We start from the raw sequence: 13283 nt of genomic DNA, 5'->3' as shown, positions 1-13283 counted from the left end.
GGACAGCCGGGTGGGCCGTGACGCCCCCGCTGCCTACGGTGAATCCGTGTCCACCACAACCTTGACGGCGGCCCTGCGCGACCGCCGATACCTGCTCACCGCCTGGCCGTGGCGCTCCGCCGCGTTCCTGGCCACCACCGCCGTGATCGCCGCCCCGCTCTCCTTCGGGCTCTGGATCCTGCTGCTGCCGCTGCTGGTGGCCGGGCGGCGGATCGTCCACGGCAACCTGCCCAGCCCGGCCGTCGTCGTTCTGATCGTGATCTCGATGGCGATGATGTTCGTCGGCGCCCCGCTGGTCGCCGCGCCGCTCGCCGCCCTGGAACGCCGCCGCCTGCGCCTGGTCGACCCGCGCCCGCTGCGCGGCACCCGCAAACTGGGGGATCTCACCGCCCTCTACCGGGACGAGGCGACCTGGCGCGCGGTGCTCTACGCGGTGCTGCTCGCGCTGCTGGCCCCGCCGGTCTTCTTCGCCCTCTTCATCGGGCTGCTCGCCCAGATCCTGCTGGTCGCCAGCCCGTTCGGCGTCGGCACCTGGCAGTTCGGGGACTACGAGGTGCACAACGGCACGCGCAGCGTTCCGCTCATGCTGGTCGGCCTGATCCTGCTGCCGGTCTGGCCCTACCTGGCCGGGGCCCTGTCGGCCGGGCACGCCCTGCTCGCGCGGCGGCTGCTCGGCGCCGGCGATCCGCTGCGCGACCAGCTCACCGAGGTGTCCCAGTCGCGGGCCCGGCTGGCCGACGCGTTCGACGCGGAACGCCGCCGCATCGAACGGGACCTGCACGACGGCGCTCAGCACCGGCTCACCAGCCTCACCCTGCACCTGGGCATGGCCCGGCTCGACCTGCCGGCCGACTCCCCCGCCGCCGAACCGCTCGGGATGGCCCACACCCAGGCGAAAGAGCTGATGGTGGTGCTGCGCGACCTGATCCACGGCATCCGCCCGCAGGTGCTCACCGACCTCGGGCTGCCGGCCGCCCTGCGCGAACTGGCCGCGAGCTCACCGGTCCCGGTGACCGTCGAGGCCACGATCGCCGCCCGGCCACCGGAAAGCATCGAGACCACGGCGTATTTCGTGGCCGCCGAGGCCCTGACCAACATCGCCAAGCATGCCCACGCCACCGCGGCCCGGGTCCGGGTGACCGGCGACGGCACCCGCGTCGAACTGGAGATCGAGGACAACGGGCGCGGCGGGGCCGACCCGCGGATGGGCAGCGGGCTGACCGGCCTGGCCGACCGGGTCGGGGCCGCCGGCGGGCGGTTGCTGCTGGCCAGCCCGGCCGGCGGTCCGACCCTGCTGCGGGTGGAGCTGCCGTGTCCACGCGGGTGATCCTCGCCGAGGACGGTGTGCTCCTGCGTGAGGGCCTGATCGGGGTGCTCGGGCGGTTCGGCTTCACCGTGGTGGACGCGGTGGGCGACGCCGAGCAACTCGTCCAGGCGGTCGGCACGCACACCCCGGACCTGGTGATCACCGACATCAAGATGCCGCCCGACTTCCGGGACGAGGGGCTGCGCGCGGCGGTGCGCCTGCGCCGGGAGCGGCCCGGGTTGCCGGTGGTGGTGCTGAGTCAGTACGTGCAGGAGGAGTACGCGTCCGACCTGATCGGCACCGGCGACGGGGTGGGCTACCTGCTCAAGGACCGGGTGGCCGACATCGAGGACTTCATGGCGGCCCTGCGGACCGTGCTGGCCGGCGGCACCGTGGTCGACCCGGAAGTCGTCCGGCGGCTGCTGCACCGGCCACGGGATCCGCTCGCCGGCCTGTCACCCCGGGAACGCGAGGTGCTGGGGCTGATCGCGGAGGGGCGGTCGAACTCGTCCATCGCGGGCGCACTGTTCGTCAGCGAGACCGCGGTGGGCAAGCACGTCGGCAACATCCTGGCCAAGCTGGGCCTGCCCCCGACCGACGACACGAACCGGCGGGTGATGGCGGTTCTGACCTATCTGGGCGCCCGCCCCTGACCTGGATTCACCCGGGAACGACCTGCCAGGTCCGCGGGGCCCAGATCGGAGCCGACGGGTCGCCGCCCAGGGCGAGGCCGACCTGCCAGGCGCGCATCGGCGGGCGGCCCAGATCCCACCAGCGGTCGATCACGGAGGTGGCGATCTCCGCGTAACGGTCCGCCTCGTCGCCGCCGGCCAGCACCGAACCGTCCGGCAGGATCATCGCTCCGCCGGTGTCGCTCTCGTCGAGCAGAGCCAGCCGGGCCTGCTCGAAGTCGGACAGGTTGGCGAGGGTGGCGCGCCGATGCCAGGCACCGGCGGCATACCAGAGGTCCCGGTACGCGGCCGGGTCCAGCGACGGTTTCCACCGGGCCGGCGCGGTCTCGACCAGCTCCGGCACCGCGGCCCCGGCCGGATCGTGGCCGGTGTGCCGGGCGCCGAGTGCGGGCGGTGGGTGACTCCCGGCATGGCGGACGCCGAGGGGGCCGGCGGCGGCCATGAAGCCGGCCGAGCAGACGACCCGCGCGGTCACCGCCGCCGTTCCTGGCACCGGCGTCGACGGTCCGGTGGAAGTCGCCGACTCGCCCGAACCGGCCTCCGGATTGCCCGGGCCACCCGAACCGGCCACCCGATTGCCCGGGCCGGCCGCTGAGTTGCCCGGGCGGGCGGCCAGGACCGGGTGGTGGCCGGCGTGCTCGACCGGGGCGACCACCAGGCCGTCCGGGGTGAGCTGCTCGAACCAGTGCGGCGAGAGCCCGGTGACGCCGACGGTCACGATGACCCGGTCGTACTGTTCGCCGGGGTCGCCGAGATAGCCGTCCCCGGCGACGACGCGCACACCGGCGATGCCGGACCGGACCAGCGCCGAACGCGCCCGGTCGGCGACGTCCTCCTGAACGTCCACACTGGTCACCGTCGCACCGAGGGTGGCCATCAGCGCGGCGTTGTAGCCGGTCCCGGCGCCGATCTCGAGAACCCGCATCCCGGGCCGGACATCCAGCTCCCGCAGCATGATCGCCATCAGCGACGGCTGGCTGGACGAGCTGACTGGCCGGTCCCCGTTCAGCTTGGTGACCAGGACGTCGTTGCGGTACACGGTGGGCAGGAAATCCGGGTCGCCCGGCGCCACCCAGCCGCCGTCACGACGGCGGAACCCCTCCGGCACGAACAGTTCCCGCGGCACGCTCCCGAAGGCCGCGGCCAGCTCCGGCGTCATCCGCACGCCGTCAAGCCGGATCAGGTCGAGGTAGTGCCGCCGCGCATCCGCCATGCCACCACGGTACGCACCTTTATGAATGTCTTGGCCGGCCCGCACGGTCGTGATGCGCCCGAAAATGAGCAGTGCGCACCAGCCGGCCCGGACCGGGCGCTGCGAAGCGACCGCCCGCGGGGCCGTCGAGCGGCACGAGGTGCGTGAGGGCGGTAGTCAGGTGGTCAGGGCTTGGTGGAGGCGGCGGCGGTGAGGCAGTCGGGGACGTCGTTCGCGTGGTAGGGCCACTCGGACTGCTCGATCCGGGACAGGAAGCCGGCATACGTGGCCGCCGACAGCAGCGAAGCGACCGGCCGCAGCAGGTCGACCGCACGTTCCGGGTCGCTGCCGGGAACGGTCCGGCGCCAGCGCCGCGCCCAGTCCGTGATCAGCGGCTCCGGCGAGTCCAGGCCTTCGGTGAGCCGCAGCAGGTCGAACGCCGGGTGGCCGATCGCCGAGTCGCCCCAGTCGATGATCACCGGCCGGCCCGACCCGTGGGTGCGTACGTTGCCCGGGTGCAGGTCGCCGTGGATCAGGGTGTCCGGCAGACCGCACTCGGCGACCGCGGCCAGCCGGGTCGGCAGCCCGTCGATGAGGTCGGCCAGGCCGGGGATGTCGCCCAGGTAGGGCGCGGCCACGTTGACGAAACGGTCCACGTCGAGACGCTTGTCCGGGATCGCGGCCAGTTGGTCGAGATGACCGGCGAAGTGCTCCTGGACCGGGTGGAACGCCTCGGCGACGGTCGCGCACAGCTCGGGCCCGGCGCCGTACCGGTCGTCGCCGGGGACGTGCGCGAGCAGCATCCGCCCGGCCCGGCCGGACGCCATCACGTACGGCACCAGGTCCGGCGCGACACCGGCGACCAGCCCGAGGACGGTCGCCTCGTGGTCGAAGAAGCCGGGCACCTGCTTGAGCCAGGCGATCGGGCCGGCCGGGCCGTCCATCCGCCAGATCGCCGACAGGTTCCAGGTGCGCCGCTGGTGGGCGGTCACGCCGGGGAAGCCGAGCCGGTCCAGCGCCCCGGACGCCCAGGCCAGGGTGGCGCCGGGCCCGCCCGGCTCGGCCCACGGCGCGCGCAGCGCGTGCGGCACCAGGTCGGCGCCGAGCGGGGTCAGCCCGTCCGGCCGTTTCCGGGTCTCGGCCAGATAGGTGACGTGCCCGCCGGGCGGGGCCGCCCGGTCCGCGTGCAGCAGCCGCAGCACGGTGACGTCGGTGCCGGCGTGGGCGACCACCTCGGTCACGTCCTGCCACCACGGGCTGTCGACCGGGAACGGCGGCAGCGCACCGAGCAGCTCACCGGCCGGATCGACGAGTACCAGGGTCACGGTTCGAGACACTGCCTCATTCTCGCCCATAGGTGATCGCGATCGGCGCGTCCGTGCAGACGCAGCCGGGCCATCCCGCCGTCCGGATAGATGTCGAGCCGGGCGTGGGTCACCTCCGGACCCTTGAGCAGCGGGAACCGGTGCGGGGTGTCGGGGCGCAGGGCGATCCGCGGCAGCAGTTCGACCTGATCGCCCTCGGCGGTGATGCCGGTCAGCCGGGCCCAGCCGGGCGCGTTGCCCTTGAAGTGGCTGGTGTCCAGGTCGGCGAAGCGCAGTTTGGCCGGGGCGGCGAGCTGCACCAGCACCCAGTCGTTGGCGTCGTCGCGGCGGCGGGACGTCTCCCAGCCGTCGCCCATGTTCTGCGCGAGGCCGGGCATCAGCATCCGCTGCGGGCGGCCGTAGAACATGTTGCTGCAGTCGACGACGCGACCGCCGTACTCCGCCGCGGCGACGTCGAACACCTTGGGCAGCAGGTCCGGGTCGGGCACGACCTCGCCGTGGACGCGGAGCCGGGCGACCCCGCCGTCCGGGAAGATGTTCAGCCGCACGTGCGTGTAACGCCGGCCGTCGCTGATCGCGAACACGTTGCTGCTGTCGCCCTTGAGTTCCTCGCGGGCGAGGATCTCGACCCACTCGGCCCCGGCCAGCTCGTCCGGCCCCGGATACCCGGGCCGAGTGGTGGCCTCGATCGACGCGAACGGCGGGAAGTTGCCGGTGAAGAACGCGGTGTCGATGTCGACGCCGTGGATCACACCGGGGGCGCCGAGCCGGACGATCGCGAAGTCGAACCCGGGCGTGCGGCGACGGCGGGTCTCCCAGCCGTCGTACACCTGGCCCTTGTGGTCGAAGGTCTTCGGCGCGTGCCCGGGTGCGGACGGCAGCACGAGATGGTCGGCGGCCGCGAAGAACTCGTCATTGGCGTGCACGACGCCGCCGCCGAAAGCCCGCGACGCGAGGTCGGGCAGTGCGGTGAAGTCCTCCATCAGCTCTCCCTCGTCAGAAATCGACCGGCTGGTTCCGCGCCCGTGACCCGGGAACCGCGCAACCAGGTGGTGCGCACAACACCCCGAAGGGCCTTTCCCGCGTACGGCGTCACGGGGTTCTTGTGGTGCAGGGCGTGCGCGTCGACCACGAACTCGGCGTCCGGGTCGAACGCCACCAGGTCGGCGTCCGCCCCGACGGCGATCCGGCCCTTGTGTGCCAGCCCGACCAGATCGGCCGGCCGGGTCGCCATCCAGCTCACCACATCGGCGAGCGAATGCCCACGGGCCCGGGCCGACGTCCAGATCACCGGCAGGCCGAGCTGCACTGAGGCGATGCCACCCCAGGCCGCGGCGAAGTCACCGGTGTCCTGCCGTTTCAGCTCCGGCGTGCACGGCGAGTGGTCGCTGACCACGCACGTGATCAGGCCCTCGGCCAGCGCCGCCCACAGCCGGTCGGCGTTGGCCGAGTCACGGATCGGCGGGCAGCACTTGAACTCGGTCGCGCCGTCCGGGATCTCGGCCGCGTCCAGCGTCAGGTAGTGCGGGCAGGTCTCGGCGGTGACCCGCACGCCGTCGGCCTTGGCCTGGGCGATCAGCGGCAGCGCGGAGGCGGCCGACAGGTGCAGGATGTGCACGCGCCGGCCGGCCGCGCGGGCCACCTCGATCGCGGTGGCGACGGCGGCGTGCTCGGCGTCGGCCGGCCGCGAGGAGAGGAAGTCGGCGTAGGCGGCCGAGCTCTCGGCGTCGCGCAGGTGCTCCGGGTCCTCGGCGTGGACGACGAAGAGTGCGTCGGCGGCGTCCATCGCGGCGGCGAGCTGGGCGCGGTCGACCGGCGGGAACTCCGGGACGCCGGAGTCGGCCAGGAACGCCTTGAAGCCGAAGACACCGGCGGCGTGCAGCCCGGGCAGGTCGGCGGCGTTGCCCGGGATCGCGCCGCCCCAGAAGCCGACGTCGACGTGGCACTGGCCGGTGGCGGCCGCCTGCTTGGCGGCCAGGGCGGGCTCGTCGACGGTGGGCGGGAGGCTGTTGAGCGGCATGTCGATGATCGTGGTGACGCCACCGGCGGCTGCCGCTCTCGTCGCGCTGGCGAAGCCTTCCCACGCGGTCCGACCTGGTTCGTTGACATGCACATGAGTGTCCACGAGGCCCGGTAGCAACCAGGTGTCAACGAGATCGACGTCCGTGCTTGCGGGCACTGTCACCTCGTACGGGAAAATTTCTTTGATCTTCCCGTCCTTGACCGCGACCGCGGCCGGGACCTCGCCCTCCGGCAGGATCACCCTCCGGGATCGCACCACAAGATCAAACATGGTCAGACCCTAACCGCGGTTTGTTTCACGGGACGCCCTTCGCGGCGTAGCCTTCCGGCATGATGCGACGGTGGGGACTCGCCCTCCTCAGTGCGGCCTGTGGCGTGCTCGTCGCCGCCCTCAAACTCTCCCAGGGTTCGACGGTCGGCGCGGCCGTCCTGCTGGCATTGTTCCTGTTCCTGGCCGTGGTGACGTCCCCGCTGGTCTTCCCGCGCGGGGTGCTCGCGGCCGAGGCCGTCGCCGGGAATCTCCCGATCGTCTACTGGCGTCCCGGCTGTCCCTATTGTCTGAGGTTGCGGGCCCGGCTCGGCCCGGAGGCGGACCGCCTGCAGTGGGTCGACATCTGGAAGGACCCCGAGGCGGCGGCGATCGTCCGCAGTTTCGCCGACGGCAACGAGACCGTGCCGACGGTCGTCATCGGCGGCGAGGGATTCGTCAATCCCGATCCGCAATGGGTCCGGGAAAAACTGCAAACCGCTTAGGGGTACGAGGTCACGCGCCCAGCGCGGCCAGTTCGCGCGACGACCGGCGGGTCGACGGGCGGGCGTGGATCCAGCGCAGGAACCGGTCGAACATCTCGTGCGGCGGCCGTTTCGGCAGGTCAGCGACGGCCTGTTCGAGGTGGCCGGACATGTAGAGGGCGAGCGAGATGCGGTCCGACTCGGCGGCCAGGATCACCCGGGCCGGCTCGCAGGGCCACGGCCGGCCGCAGGAGCGGCACTCCCAGGACGGGCGCTCCCAAAGGTGCTCGGCCGTGCCGTCGTGCGTCTCGTCGTGATCGTCGTCCAGGTGCAGGCTGCGGGTGACCGCGGGCGGCGGGATCGTCGCCGCGTCCGGGCACGGGTACCAGGCGCACCCGCACGAGCATCGTTGTCTCCATGGCTGATACCAGGTCCGTACCGGTTCGTGTCGCACCGTCATCGCCTCCCGGCTATGTGGTGTTGTACGTATCCGGCGGCGCGTAGTTCGAGGTCATCGGCAATTCGACGAACGCTAATGTGTCACCTTATGAACGAACGCTCCCGGACGAGCCCGCTGACCGTGCTCACCGCCGTCCTGATCGGCCTGGTCCTGGCCGCGGTGGGCCTGGTGGTCCTGTTCGTGGTCAGTCCGGCCTCCGGGATCAGCCTCCTCCCGGACGCGCTCACCGGCGGCGGCCGGTCCACCACGGTGCTCGCCGGTGGTCTGGTGGTCGTCGTCCTGCTCGTGCTCGCGGTGATCAGCCGACGCCAGGGGCGCGGGCGGGCGTCCGGTGTCCTGATCTCGCTGACCGTCGCGGCCGGTCTCCTGACCGCCGTCTCCCTGGCCGGCCGCTTCCAGCACGACTCGACGAAGCCGGATCGGGGCTGCGTGGTCTTCGTCGGCGGGTCGGAGGGCTGCGACGCCGACCACACGCCGCCCGCCCCTCGGCCCGGCGGCTGATCAGATCAGCGCGGTCAGCTGCTCGCGGGGGAAACCGGCGTCGGTCAGGGCGCCGCAGTCCAGGCCGCGCAGCAGATATCCGGCGAGCGCGCGGGCGGTGGCCGGCTCGTCCATGATGCCGCTGTCCTGCCGGTCCAGGTATCGGCGCAGCCGGTCGACCGCGGTGTCCCGGCCGTCGCGGAAGAACGCGTAGGTCGCCGCGTACCGGCTCGGCAACTGGGCCGGATGCAGGTCCCAGCCCTGGTAGTAGCCGCGTTCCAGGGAACGCCGGACCAGGCGGTGGTGCAGCTGCCAGGCGGCGTGGACGTCGTCGCGGCCACCGACCGGGAGGACGTTGGTCGAGCCGTCGGAGAGACGCACGCCGGTCTGGGCCGCGGCCGCCTGCATGACCGCCTTGGCGTAATCGGCCGCCGGGTGCTCCATCGACTGGTAGGCGGCGGCCACACCCGCGGCGGCACTGTAGTCGTACGTCCCGTAGTGCAGACCCGTGCAGCGCCCACCGGCGGCCGTGATCAGCCGCGCGACGGTGGCCGTGCCGTCGGCCGCGAGCACCGCCGAGGGCAGCTCGACCTGGATCTCGAAGGTCAGGGAACCGCCGATGAGGCCGTACGCGCTCTCCAGCTTCTCGCAGAGGGTGACCATCGTCTCGACCTGGACCGGACCGCTGACCTTGGGCAGCGTGATGTTGACGATCTCCTGGTAGGAGTCGAGGAACAGGTCGAGCGTGCGCAGCGCCCGGTGTCGCGTCGCCGCCTCGAACGACTTGATCCGCAGGCCGAGGAACGGTGGCCGGGGGCCGTCGCGCAGGATCGCGGCGGCCTTGCGGACGGCGGCGTCCTCCTGGTCGTCGTCGCGGACACCGTATCCGTCCTCGAAGTCGACACGCAGGTCCTCGATCGGCTCGCGGGCCAGCTTGTCGCGGACCGCCGGATCGGACCACGGGAAGTCGTGCTGATCCATCGTGGACAGCGCGATCGTGCCCCAGTCGCGGAACCCGTCCAGTTTGTCGGCCGGGACGTAGACCGTGTGCACGGGTTGCCGACCGGCGCGTTCCCCCGGGTATCGGGCCCGGAGGAACGCGTCGTGAGCGGACAGGCGCCCGTCGATCTCGGAGTAATCATGATCGGACAGGCGCATGGAACCCTCTCTCAGTCGATCGAGTCGTAGGCGGCGGTGGTGAGGAAGTCGGCGAAGTCGTCGGCCAGGGCGACCCGCTCGAAGAGCTTGCGGGCGTCGTCGAAGCGACCGCCCTCACCCGCGGTCTCCTTGATCTTGGCGAGTTCCTCGTCCTCGATCCGGGCGACCAGCTCGGCGGTGATCGGCGTGCCGTCCGGCAGCTTCACGCCGTTGTGGATCCACTGCCAGATCTGCGAGCGGGAGATCTCCGCGGTGGCGGCGTCCTCCATCAGGTTGTGGATCGCCACCGCCCCGTTGCCGCGCAGCCACGCCTCCAGGTACTGCAGGGCGACGTTGACGTTGTTGCGCAGGCCGGCCTCGGTCACCCGGGCGTCCAGCGAGGCGACGTCGAGCAGGTCACGGGCGTCGACCGCGACGTCCGGGCGCTGCCGGTCGAGCTGGTTCGGCTTGTCGCCGAGCACCCGGTCGAAGATCGCCTGGCAGACCGGCACCAGGTCGGGGTGGGCCACCCAGGAACCGTCGAAACCGTCGCCGGCCTCGCGTTCCTTGTCCTCGTTGACCTTGGCCAGCGCGACCTCGTTGACCTGCGGGTCGCGACGGCTCGGGATGAACGCCGCCATGCCGCCCATCGCGAACGCACCCCGCTTGTGGCAGGTCGAGACCAGCAGCTCGCTGTAGGCGCGCATGAACGGCGCGGTCATCGTCACCGCGGCCCGGTCCGGCAGGATCATCCGCGGGTTGTCGCGGAAATACTTGATGATGCTGAACAGGTAGTCCCAGCGGCCGGCGTTCAGGCCCGAGATGTGCGGGCGCAGCGCGTGGAGGATCTCCTCCATCTCGAACGCGGCCGGGATCGTCTCGATCAGCACGGTGGCGCGGATCGTGCCGACCGGAACATCAAGAGCTTCCTGCGCGTACGTGAAAACGTCGTTCCACAGGGCGGCTTCCTTGTGGGACTCCATCTTCGGCAGGTAGAAATACGGCCCGCTGCCGCGTTCGAGCAGCTCCTTGGCGTTGTGGAAGAAGTACAGGCCGAAGTCGACGAGCGCACCGACGGCCGGCTCACCGTCGACCGGCAGGTGCCGCTCGTCGAGGTGCCAGCCGCGCGGGCGCATCACGATGGTCGGGTAGGGGCCACCGTTCAGCTCGTACGTCTTCTTCTCGGTCTCCAGGCTGATCGTGCGCCGGATCGCGTCGAAGAGGTTCTGCTGGCCGTCGACCACGTTGGACCAGTGCGGGGTGTTGGCGTCCTCCAGGTCGGCCAGCCACACCTTGGCCCCCGAGTTCAGGGCGTTGATGGTCATCTTGCGCTCGGTCGGCCCGGTGATCTCGACACGCCGGTCCCGCAGGTCGGCCGGGGCCGGCGGGGCCGACCACTCGGCGGCGCGGATGTCGGCGGTCTCGGCCAGGAAGCCGAGGCTGGCCCCGGCGGCGATCTCGGCCCGCCGGGCGGCCCGCGCCCGGAGGAGCTCGTTGCGGCGCGGCCGGAACCGACGATTCAGGTCGGCGACGAACGCCACAGCCTCGTCGGACAGGATCTCAGTCATCGTTGACGGCTCCTCTCGGTGTGGTTACTCCCGCGTAGCGTAATGGCGGTGCCGCCCCACGTCAGCGGCCATGAGAGCCAAGAAGATCACACTTGGCACATGACCGTCATCTATTCCTAACGTTCCGCATTCGGCACGCGACGGTGCGCTTCCGGCCTGGGCCGCCGTCAACGGTCCGCGTTCAGCAGACGCCGGTGCGCCTTCCGGGCCTCCCTCGTCAGGGTCTCCTCGTCCGCGTTGACCAGTTCGCCCCGTTCGACCACCGGACGGCCGCCGACCAGCGCCAGCTCGACCCGGGCGGGCGGGCCGAAGACCAGCGCCGCCACCTTGTCGTCGATCCCGTCGTGGCCGAGCCCGTCGAGCTTCCACATCACCAGGTCACCGAGCTTGCCGACCTCGATCGAACCCAGATGGTCCTGCCGGCCCAGGCAGCGCGCGCCGCCGATCGTGCCGAGCCGCAGCGCCTCCCGGGCATCCATCGCCCGCGGCCCACCCCGCTGCCGGGCGGTGTAGAGCGCCTGCCGCAGCTCCGCACCCAGGTGCGAGACCTCCTGCGACGCCGCGCCGTCCACACCGAGGCCGACCGGCACACCGTTGTCGACCAGCTCGCGCACCCGGGCCATGCCCGCGCCGAGCCGCGCGTTCGAACTCGGGCAGTGCGCCACACCCGTGCCGGTCGCGCCCAGCTTGGCGATGGCCGAGTCGTCCAGGTGCACGCCGTGCGCGAGCCACACGTCGTCGCCGAGCCAGCCGACCCGCTCCGCATACTCCACCGGGGTGCAGCCGAACTGCTTGAGGCAGAACTCCTCCTCGTCGTCGGTCTCGGCGAGGTGCGTGTGCAGGCGGACGCCCTTGCGCCGGGCCAGCACCGCGGCCTCCTCCATCAGCCGGGTGGTGACCGAGAACGGCGAACAGGGGGCGACCGCGATCTGCAGCATCGCGTCCGCTGACGGGTCGTGCCAGCGGTCGATCGCCGCCTCGGTGGCGGCCAGGGCCTCGTCGGTGTCCTCGACCACGTTGTCCGGCGGGAGGCCGCCGTCCTTCTGGCTCAGGTCCATCGAACCCCGGGTCGGATGGAACCGGACGCCGATCTTCCGGGCCGCCTCGATCTCGGCTCCGAGGACGTCGCCGCCGTCACGGGGGAAGACGTAGTGGTGGTCCATGCTCGTGGTGCAGCCGGACAGGGCCAGCCAGCCGAGGCCGGCGCCGGCGGCCGCGCCGACGACCTCGGCGTCGAGGCGGCCCCAGATCGGGTAGAGCGTGGTCAGCCAGCCGAACAGGGTCTCGTCGAGGGCGAGGCCCCTGGTCGCCCACTGATACAGGTGGTGGTGGGTGTTGACCAGCCCCGGAGTGACGAGGTTGCCACCCGCGTCGATCCGCTTTCCCGGCAGGTCCGATCTACCGGATCCGACGGCCTTGATCAGGCCGTCGTCGCCCACCACGACGTGACCGTCGGTGAATTCCGTGCCGGCCGCGTCGACAGTCGCGATCGTGGCGTTCTCGATGACGATCACAGGTACCACTCCGAGGTCGCCGGCGGCACGTCGTCGCGGGTCACGGTGCCTTCGATCAATCCGTACGGCCGGTCGCCGGCGATGAACACCTCGTTCGGATTCTCCAGGTCGAACACCGAGAGATCGACCAGGTAGTGATGCTTGTTCGGCAGGGTCAGCCGGATCTCGGCCAGCTCCGGGCGGCTCGACAGCACCGTCGTGCCCATCGACATCAACGTCTGCTGAAGCGAGAGACTGTACGTGTTCACGAACGCGCCGGTCATCGCGTCGACGGCACCCTGGAACGACTTGCCCCAGTCCGCCTCGTCGCTCAGGTGGCGCCACTTCGCGTCGACCGCCGTGGCCAGGATCCGGTCGGTGGTCTCCGGCAGCGTGGTGTACCGATCCTTCACGAAACCGCCGAACTCCGACGCCGTGGTGTTCATCAGCACCAGGCCGCTGAGGCCGGAGACGACCTGAACATCCTCCCCGGTCACGGTGACCGTGGTGGTGCGCGTGTAATCGCCCCGCTTCTGGAACGAGTGCGGGCCGAGCCGGTCCCACGCGAACGACTCGATGCTCACCCGCGCCGAGTCGACCTGGCCCTGCGTCGTCACGAAGTGGCGGGCCAGGAGCAGCGCGAACGCCTCCGGCTCGCCGACGCCGTGCTGCTTGGCGAACGCGTACACGGTGTTCTTCATCGTGTCGGTCGGCAGCACGCCCGAGTTGTCGCCGGTCAGGTGGGTCGCCGTCAGGTCGCCGGAGAGGGCGACGCCGACGTTGAGGTCCACCAGGCCGTGCGTGTCACCGTCACGGTGGACGCGGACCAGCCTGGTCTCCGCCTTGCCGTAACGGTTCGGTCCGAGCACGATCGCC

At 71.6% G+C, this 13283-nt stretch carries 12 protein-coding genes and 1 pseudogene; 4 read left to right on the top strand and 9 right to left on the bottom strand.

Going from position 1 to position 13283, the window contains the following annotated elements:
- Positions 1 to 46: 46 nt before the first annotated feature.
- Together ACSHV8_RS50570 and ACSHV8_RS50565 are read left to right on the top strand one after the other, a co-directional pair.
- Complete coding sequence (locus ACSHV8_RS50570) at positions 47 to 1327, top strand: sensor domain-containing protein (protein WP_436527679.1); 1281 nt, start codon at positions 47 to 49, stop codon at positions 1325 to 1327.
- Positions 1312 to 1959, top strand: coding sequence for a response regulator (locus tag ACSHV8_RS50565; protein WP_436527677.1), 648 nt, complete (start codon positions 1312 to 1314; stop codon positions 1957 to 1959). The genes ACSHV8_RS50570 and ACSHV8_RS50565 overlap by 16 nt, the downstream gene beginning before the upstream one ends.
- A gap of 7 nt (positions 1960 to 1966) precedes the next feature.
- Here ACSHV8_RS50565 and ACSHV8_RS50560 read toward each other — a convergent pair whose 3' ends face one another.
- From ACSHV8_RS50560 to allB, 4 genes are all read right to left on the bottom strand, one after another.
- Positions 1967 to 3211 carry a protein-L-isoaspartate O-methyltransferase family protein gene (locus ACSHV8_RS50560; RefSeq protein WP_436527675.1) on the bottom strand — a complete coding sequence of 415 codons (1245 nt, stop codon included), beginning with the start codon at positions 3209 to 3211 and terminating at the stop codon, positions 1967 to 1969.
- Positions 3212 to 3375: 164 nt separating this feature from the next.
- Positions 3376 to 4527, bottom strand: coding sequence for a phosphotransferase family protein (locus ACSHV8_RS50555; protein ID WP_436527673.1), 1152 nt, complete (start codon positions 4525 to 4527; stop codon positions 3376 to 3378).
- Positions 4512 to 5498 carry an allantoicase gene (gene alc, locus ACSHV8_RS50550; RefSeq protein WP_436527671.1) on the bottom strand — a complete coding sequence of 329 codons (987 nt, stop codon included), beginning with the start codon at positions 5496 to 5498 and terminating at the stop codon, positions 4512 to 4514. Before alc ends, ACSHV8_RS50555 begins: the two co-directional genes overlap by 16 nt.
- The gene (gene allB / locus ACSHV8_RS50545) at positions 5498 to 6808 is read right to left on the bottom strand and encodes an allantoinase AllB (RefSeq protein ID WP_436527669.1); all 1311 of its coding nucleotides are present in this window, start codon (positions 6806 to 6808) and stop codon (positions 5498 to 5500) included. The genes alc and allB overlap by 1 nt, the downstream gene beginning before the upstream one ends.
- A 59-nt stretch (positions 6809 to 6867) precedes the next feature.
- On the opposite strand from allB, the gene ACSHV8_RS50540 reads away from it, so the two are divergent.
- Positions 6868 to 7290: a glutaredoxin domain-containing protein gene (locus tag ACSHV8_RS50540; protein ID WP_436527667.1), complete on the top strand. Its 423-nt coding sequence runs from the start codon at positions 6868 to 6870 to the stop codon at positions 7288 to 7290.
- 10 nt (positions 7291 to 7300) lie between these two features.
- Here ACSHV8_RS50540 and ACSHV8_RS50535 read toward each other — a convergent pair whose 3' ends face one another.
- Entirely contained in the window at positions 7301 to 7729 is a 429-nt protein-coding gene (locus tag ACSHV8_RS50535; protein WP_436527665.1) for a hypothetical protein, read from the bottom strand.
- Positions 7730 to 7816: 87 nt separating this feature from the next.
- On the opposite strand from ACSHV8_RS50535, the gene ACSHV8_RS50530 reads away from it, so the two are divergent.
- Positions 7817 to 8230, top strand: coding sequence for a hypothetical protein (locus tag ACSHV8_RS50530; protein ID WP_436527663.1), 414 nt, complete (start codon positions 7817 to 7819; stop codon positions 8228 to 8230).
- Here the strand turns inward: ACSHV8_RS50530 and ACSHV8_RS50525 are convergent, their stop codons facing one another.
- The 4 genes and pseudogenes from ACSHV8_RS50525 to pucL all read right to left on the bottom strand — a co-directional run bounded on the left by ACSHV8_RS50525 (position 8231) and on the right by pucL (position 13276).
- Positions 8231 to 9367 (bottom strand): DUF6986 family protein, encoded by a 1137-nt coding sequence (locus tag ACSHV8_RS50525; RefSeq protein WP_436527661.1) that lies wholly within the window; start codon positions 9365 to 9367, stop codon positions 8231 to 8233. It lies immediately after the preceding gene.
- A gap of 11 nt (positions 9368 to 9378) precedes the next feature.
- Positions 9379 to 10917 (bottom strand): annotated as a pseudogene (aceB, locus tag ACSHV8_RS50520) (malate synthase A); the annotation flags it as partial.
- 164 nt (positions 10918 to 11081) lie between these two features.
- Positions 11082 to 12428: an 8-oxoguanine deaminase gene (locus ACSHV8_RS50515; protein ID WP_436527659.1), complete on the bottom strand. Its 1347-nt coding sequence runs from the start codon at positions 12426 to 12428 to the stop codon at positions 11082 to 11084.
- Positions 12425 to 13276 carry a factor-independent urate hydroxylase gene (gene pucL, locus ACSHV8_RS50510; protein WP_436537346.1) on the bottom strand — a complete coding sequence of 284 codons (852 nt, stop codon included), beginning with the start codon at positions 13274 to 13276 and terminating at the stop codon, positions 12425 to 12427. Before pucL ends, ACSHV8_RS50515 begins: the two co-directional genes overlap by 4 nt.
- Between the last annotated feature and the right edge of the window lie 7 nt (positions 13277 to 13283).

This window comes from Actinoplanes sp. HUAS TT8 (assembly GCF_051380535.1).
GTDB lineage: Bacteria > Actinomycetota > Actinomycetes > Mycobacteriales > Micromonosporaceae > Actinoplanes.
This window is presented reverse-complemented; position numbering and strand designations above follow the sequence as displayed.

Bases quoted from the DNA above. Each gene is read 5' to 3' on its own strand.
- ACSHV8_RS50560 (WP_436527675.1), bottom strand. From the start codon at position 3,211: ATGGCGGATGCGCGGCGGCACTACCTCGACCTGATCCGGCTTGACGGC.
- alc (WP_436527671.1), bottom strand. From the start codon at position 5,498: ATGGAGGACTTCACCGCACTGCCCGACCTCGCGTCGCGGGCTTTCGGC.
- allB (WP_436527669.1), bottom strand. From the start codon at position 6,808: ATGTTTGATCTTGTGGTGCGATCCCGGAGGGTGATCCTGCCGGAGGGC.
- ACSHV8_RS50540 (WP_436527667.1), top strand. From the start codon at position 6,868: ATGATGCGACGGTGGGGACTCGCCCTCCTCAGTGCGGCCTGTGGCGTG.
- ACSHV8_RS50535 (WP_436527665.1), bottom strand. From the start codon at position 7,729: ATGACGGTGCGACACGAACCGGTACGGACCTGGTATCAGCCATGGAGA.
- ACSHV8_RS50530 (WP_436527663.1), top strand. From the start codon at position 7,817: ATGAACGAACGCTCCCGGACGAGCCCGCTGACCGTGCTCACCGCCGTC.
- ACSHV8_RS50525 (WP_436527661.1), bottom strand. From the start codon at position 9,367: ATGCGCCTGTCCGATCATGATTACTCCGAGATCGACGGGCGCCTGTCC.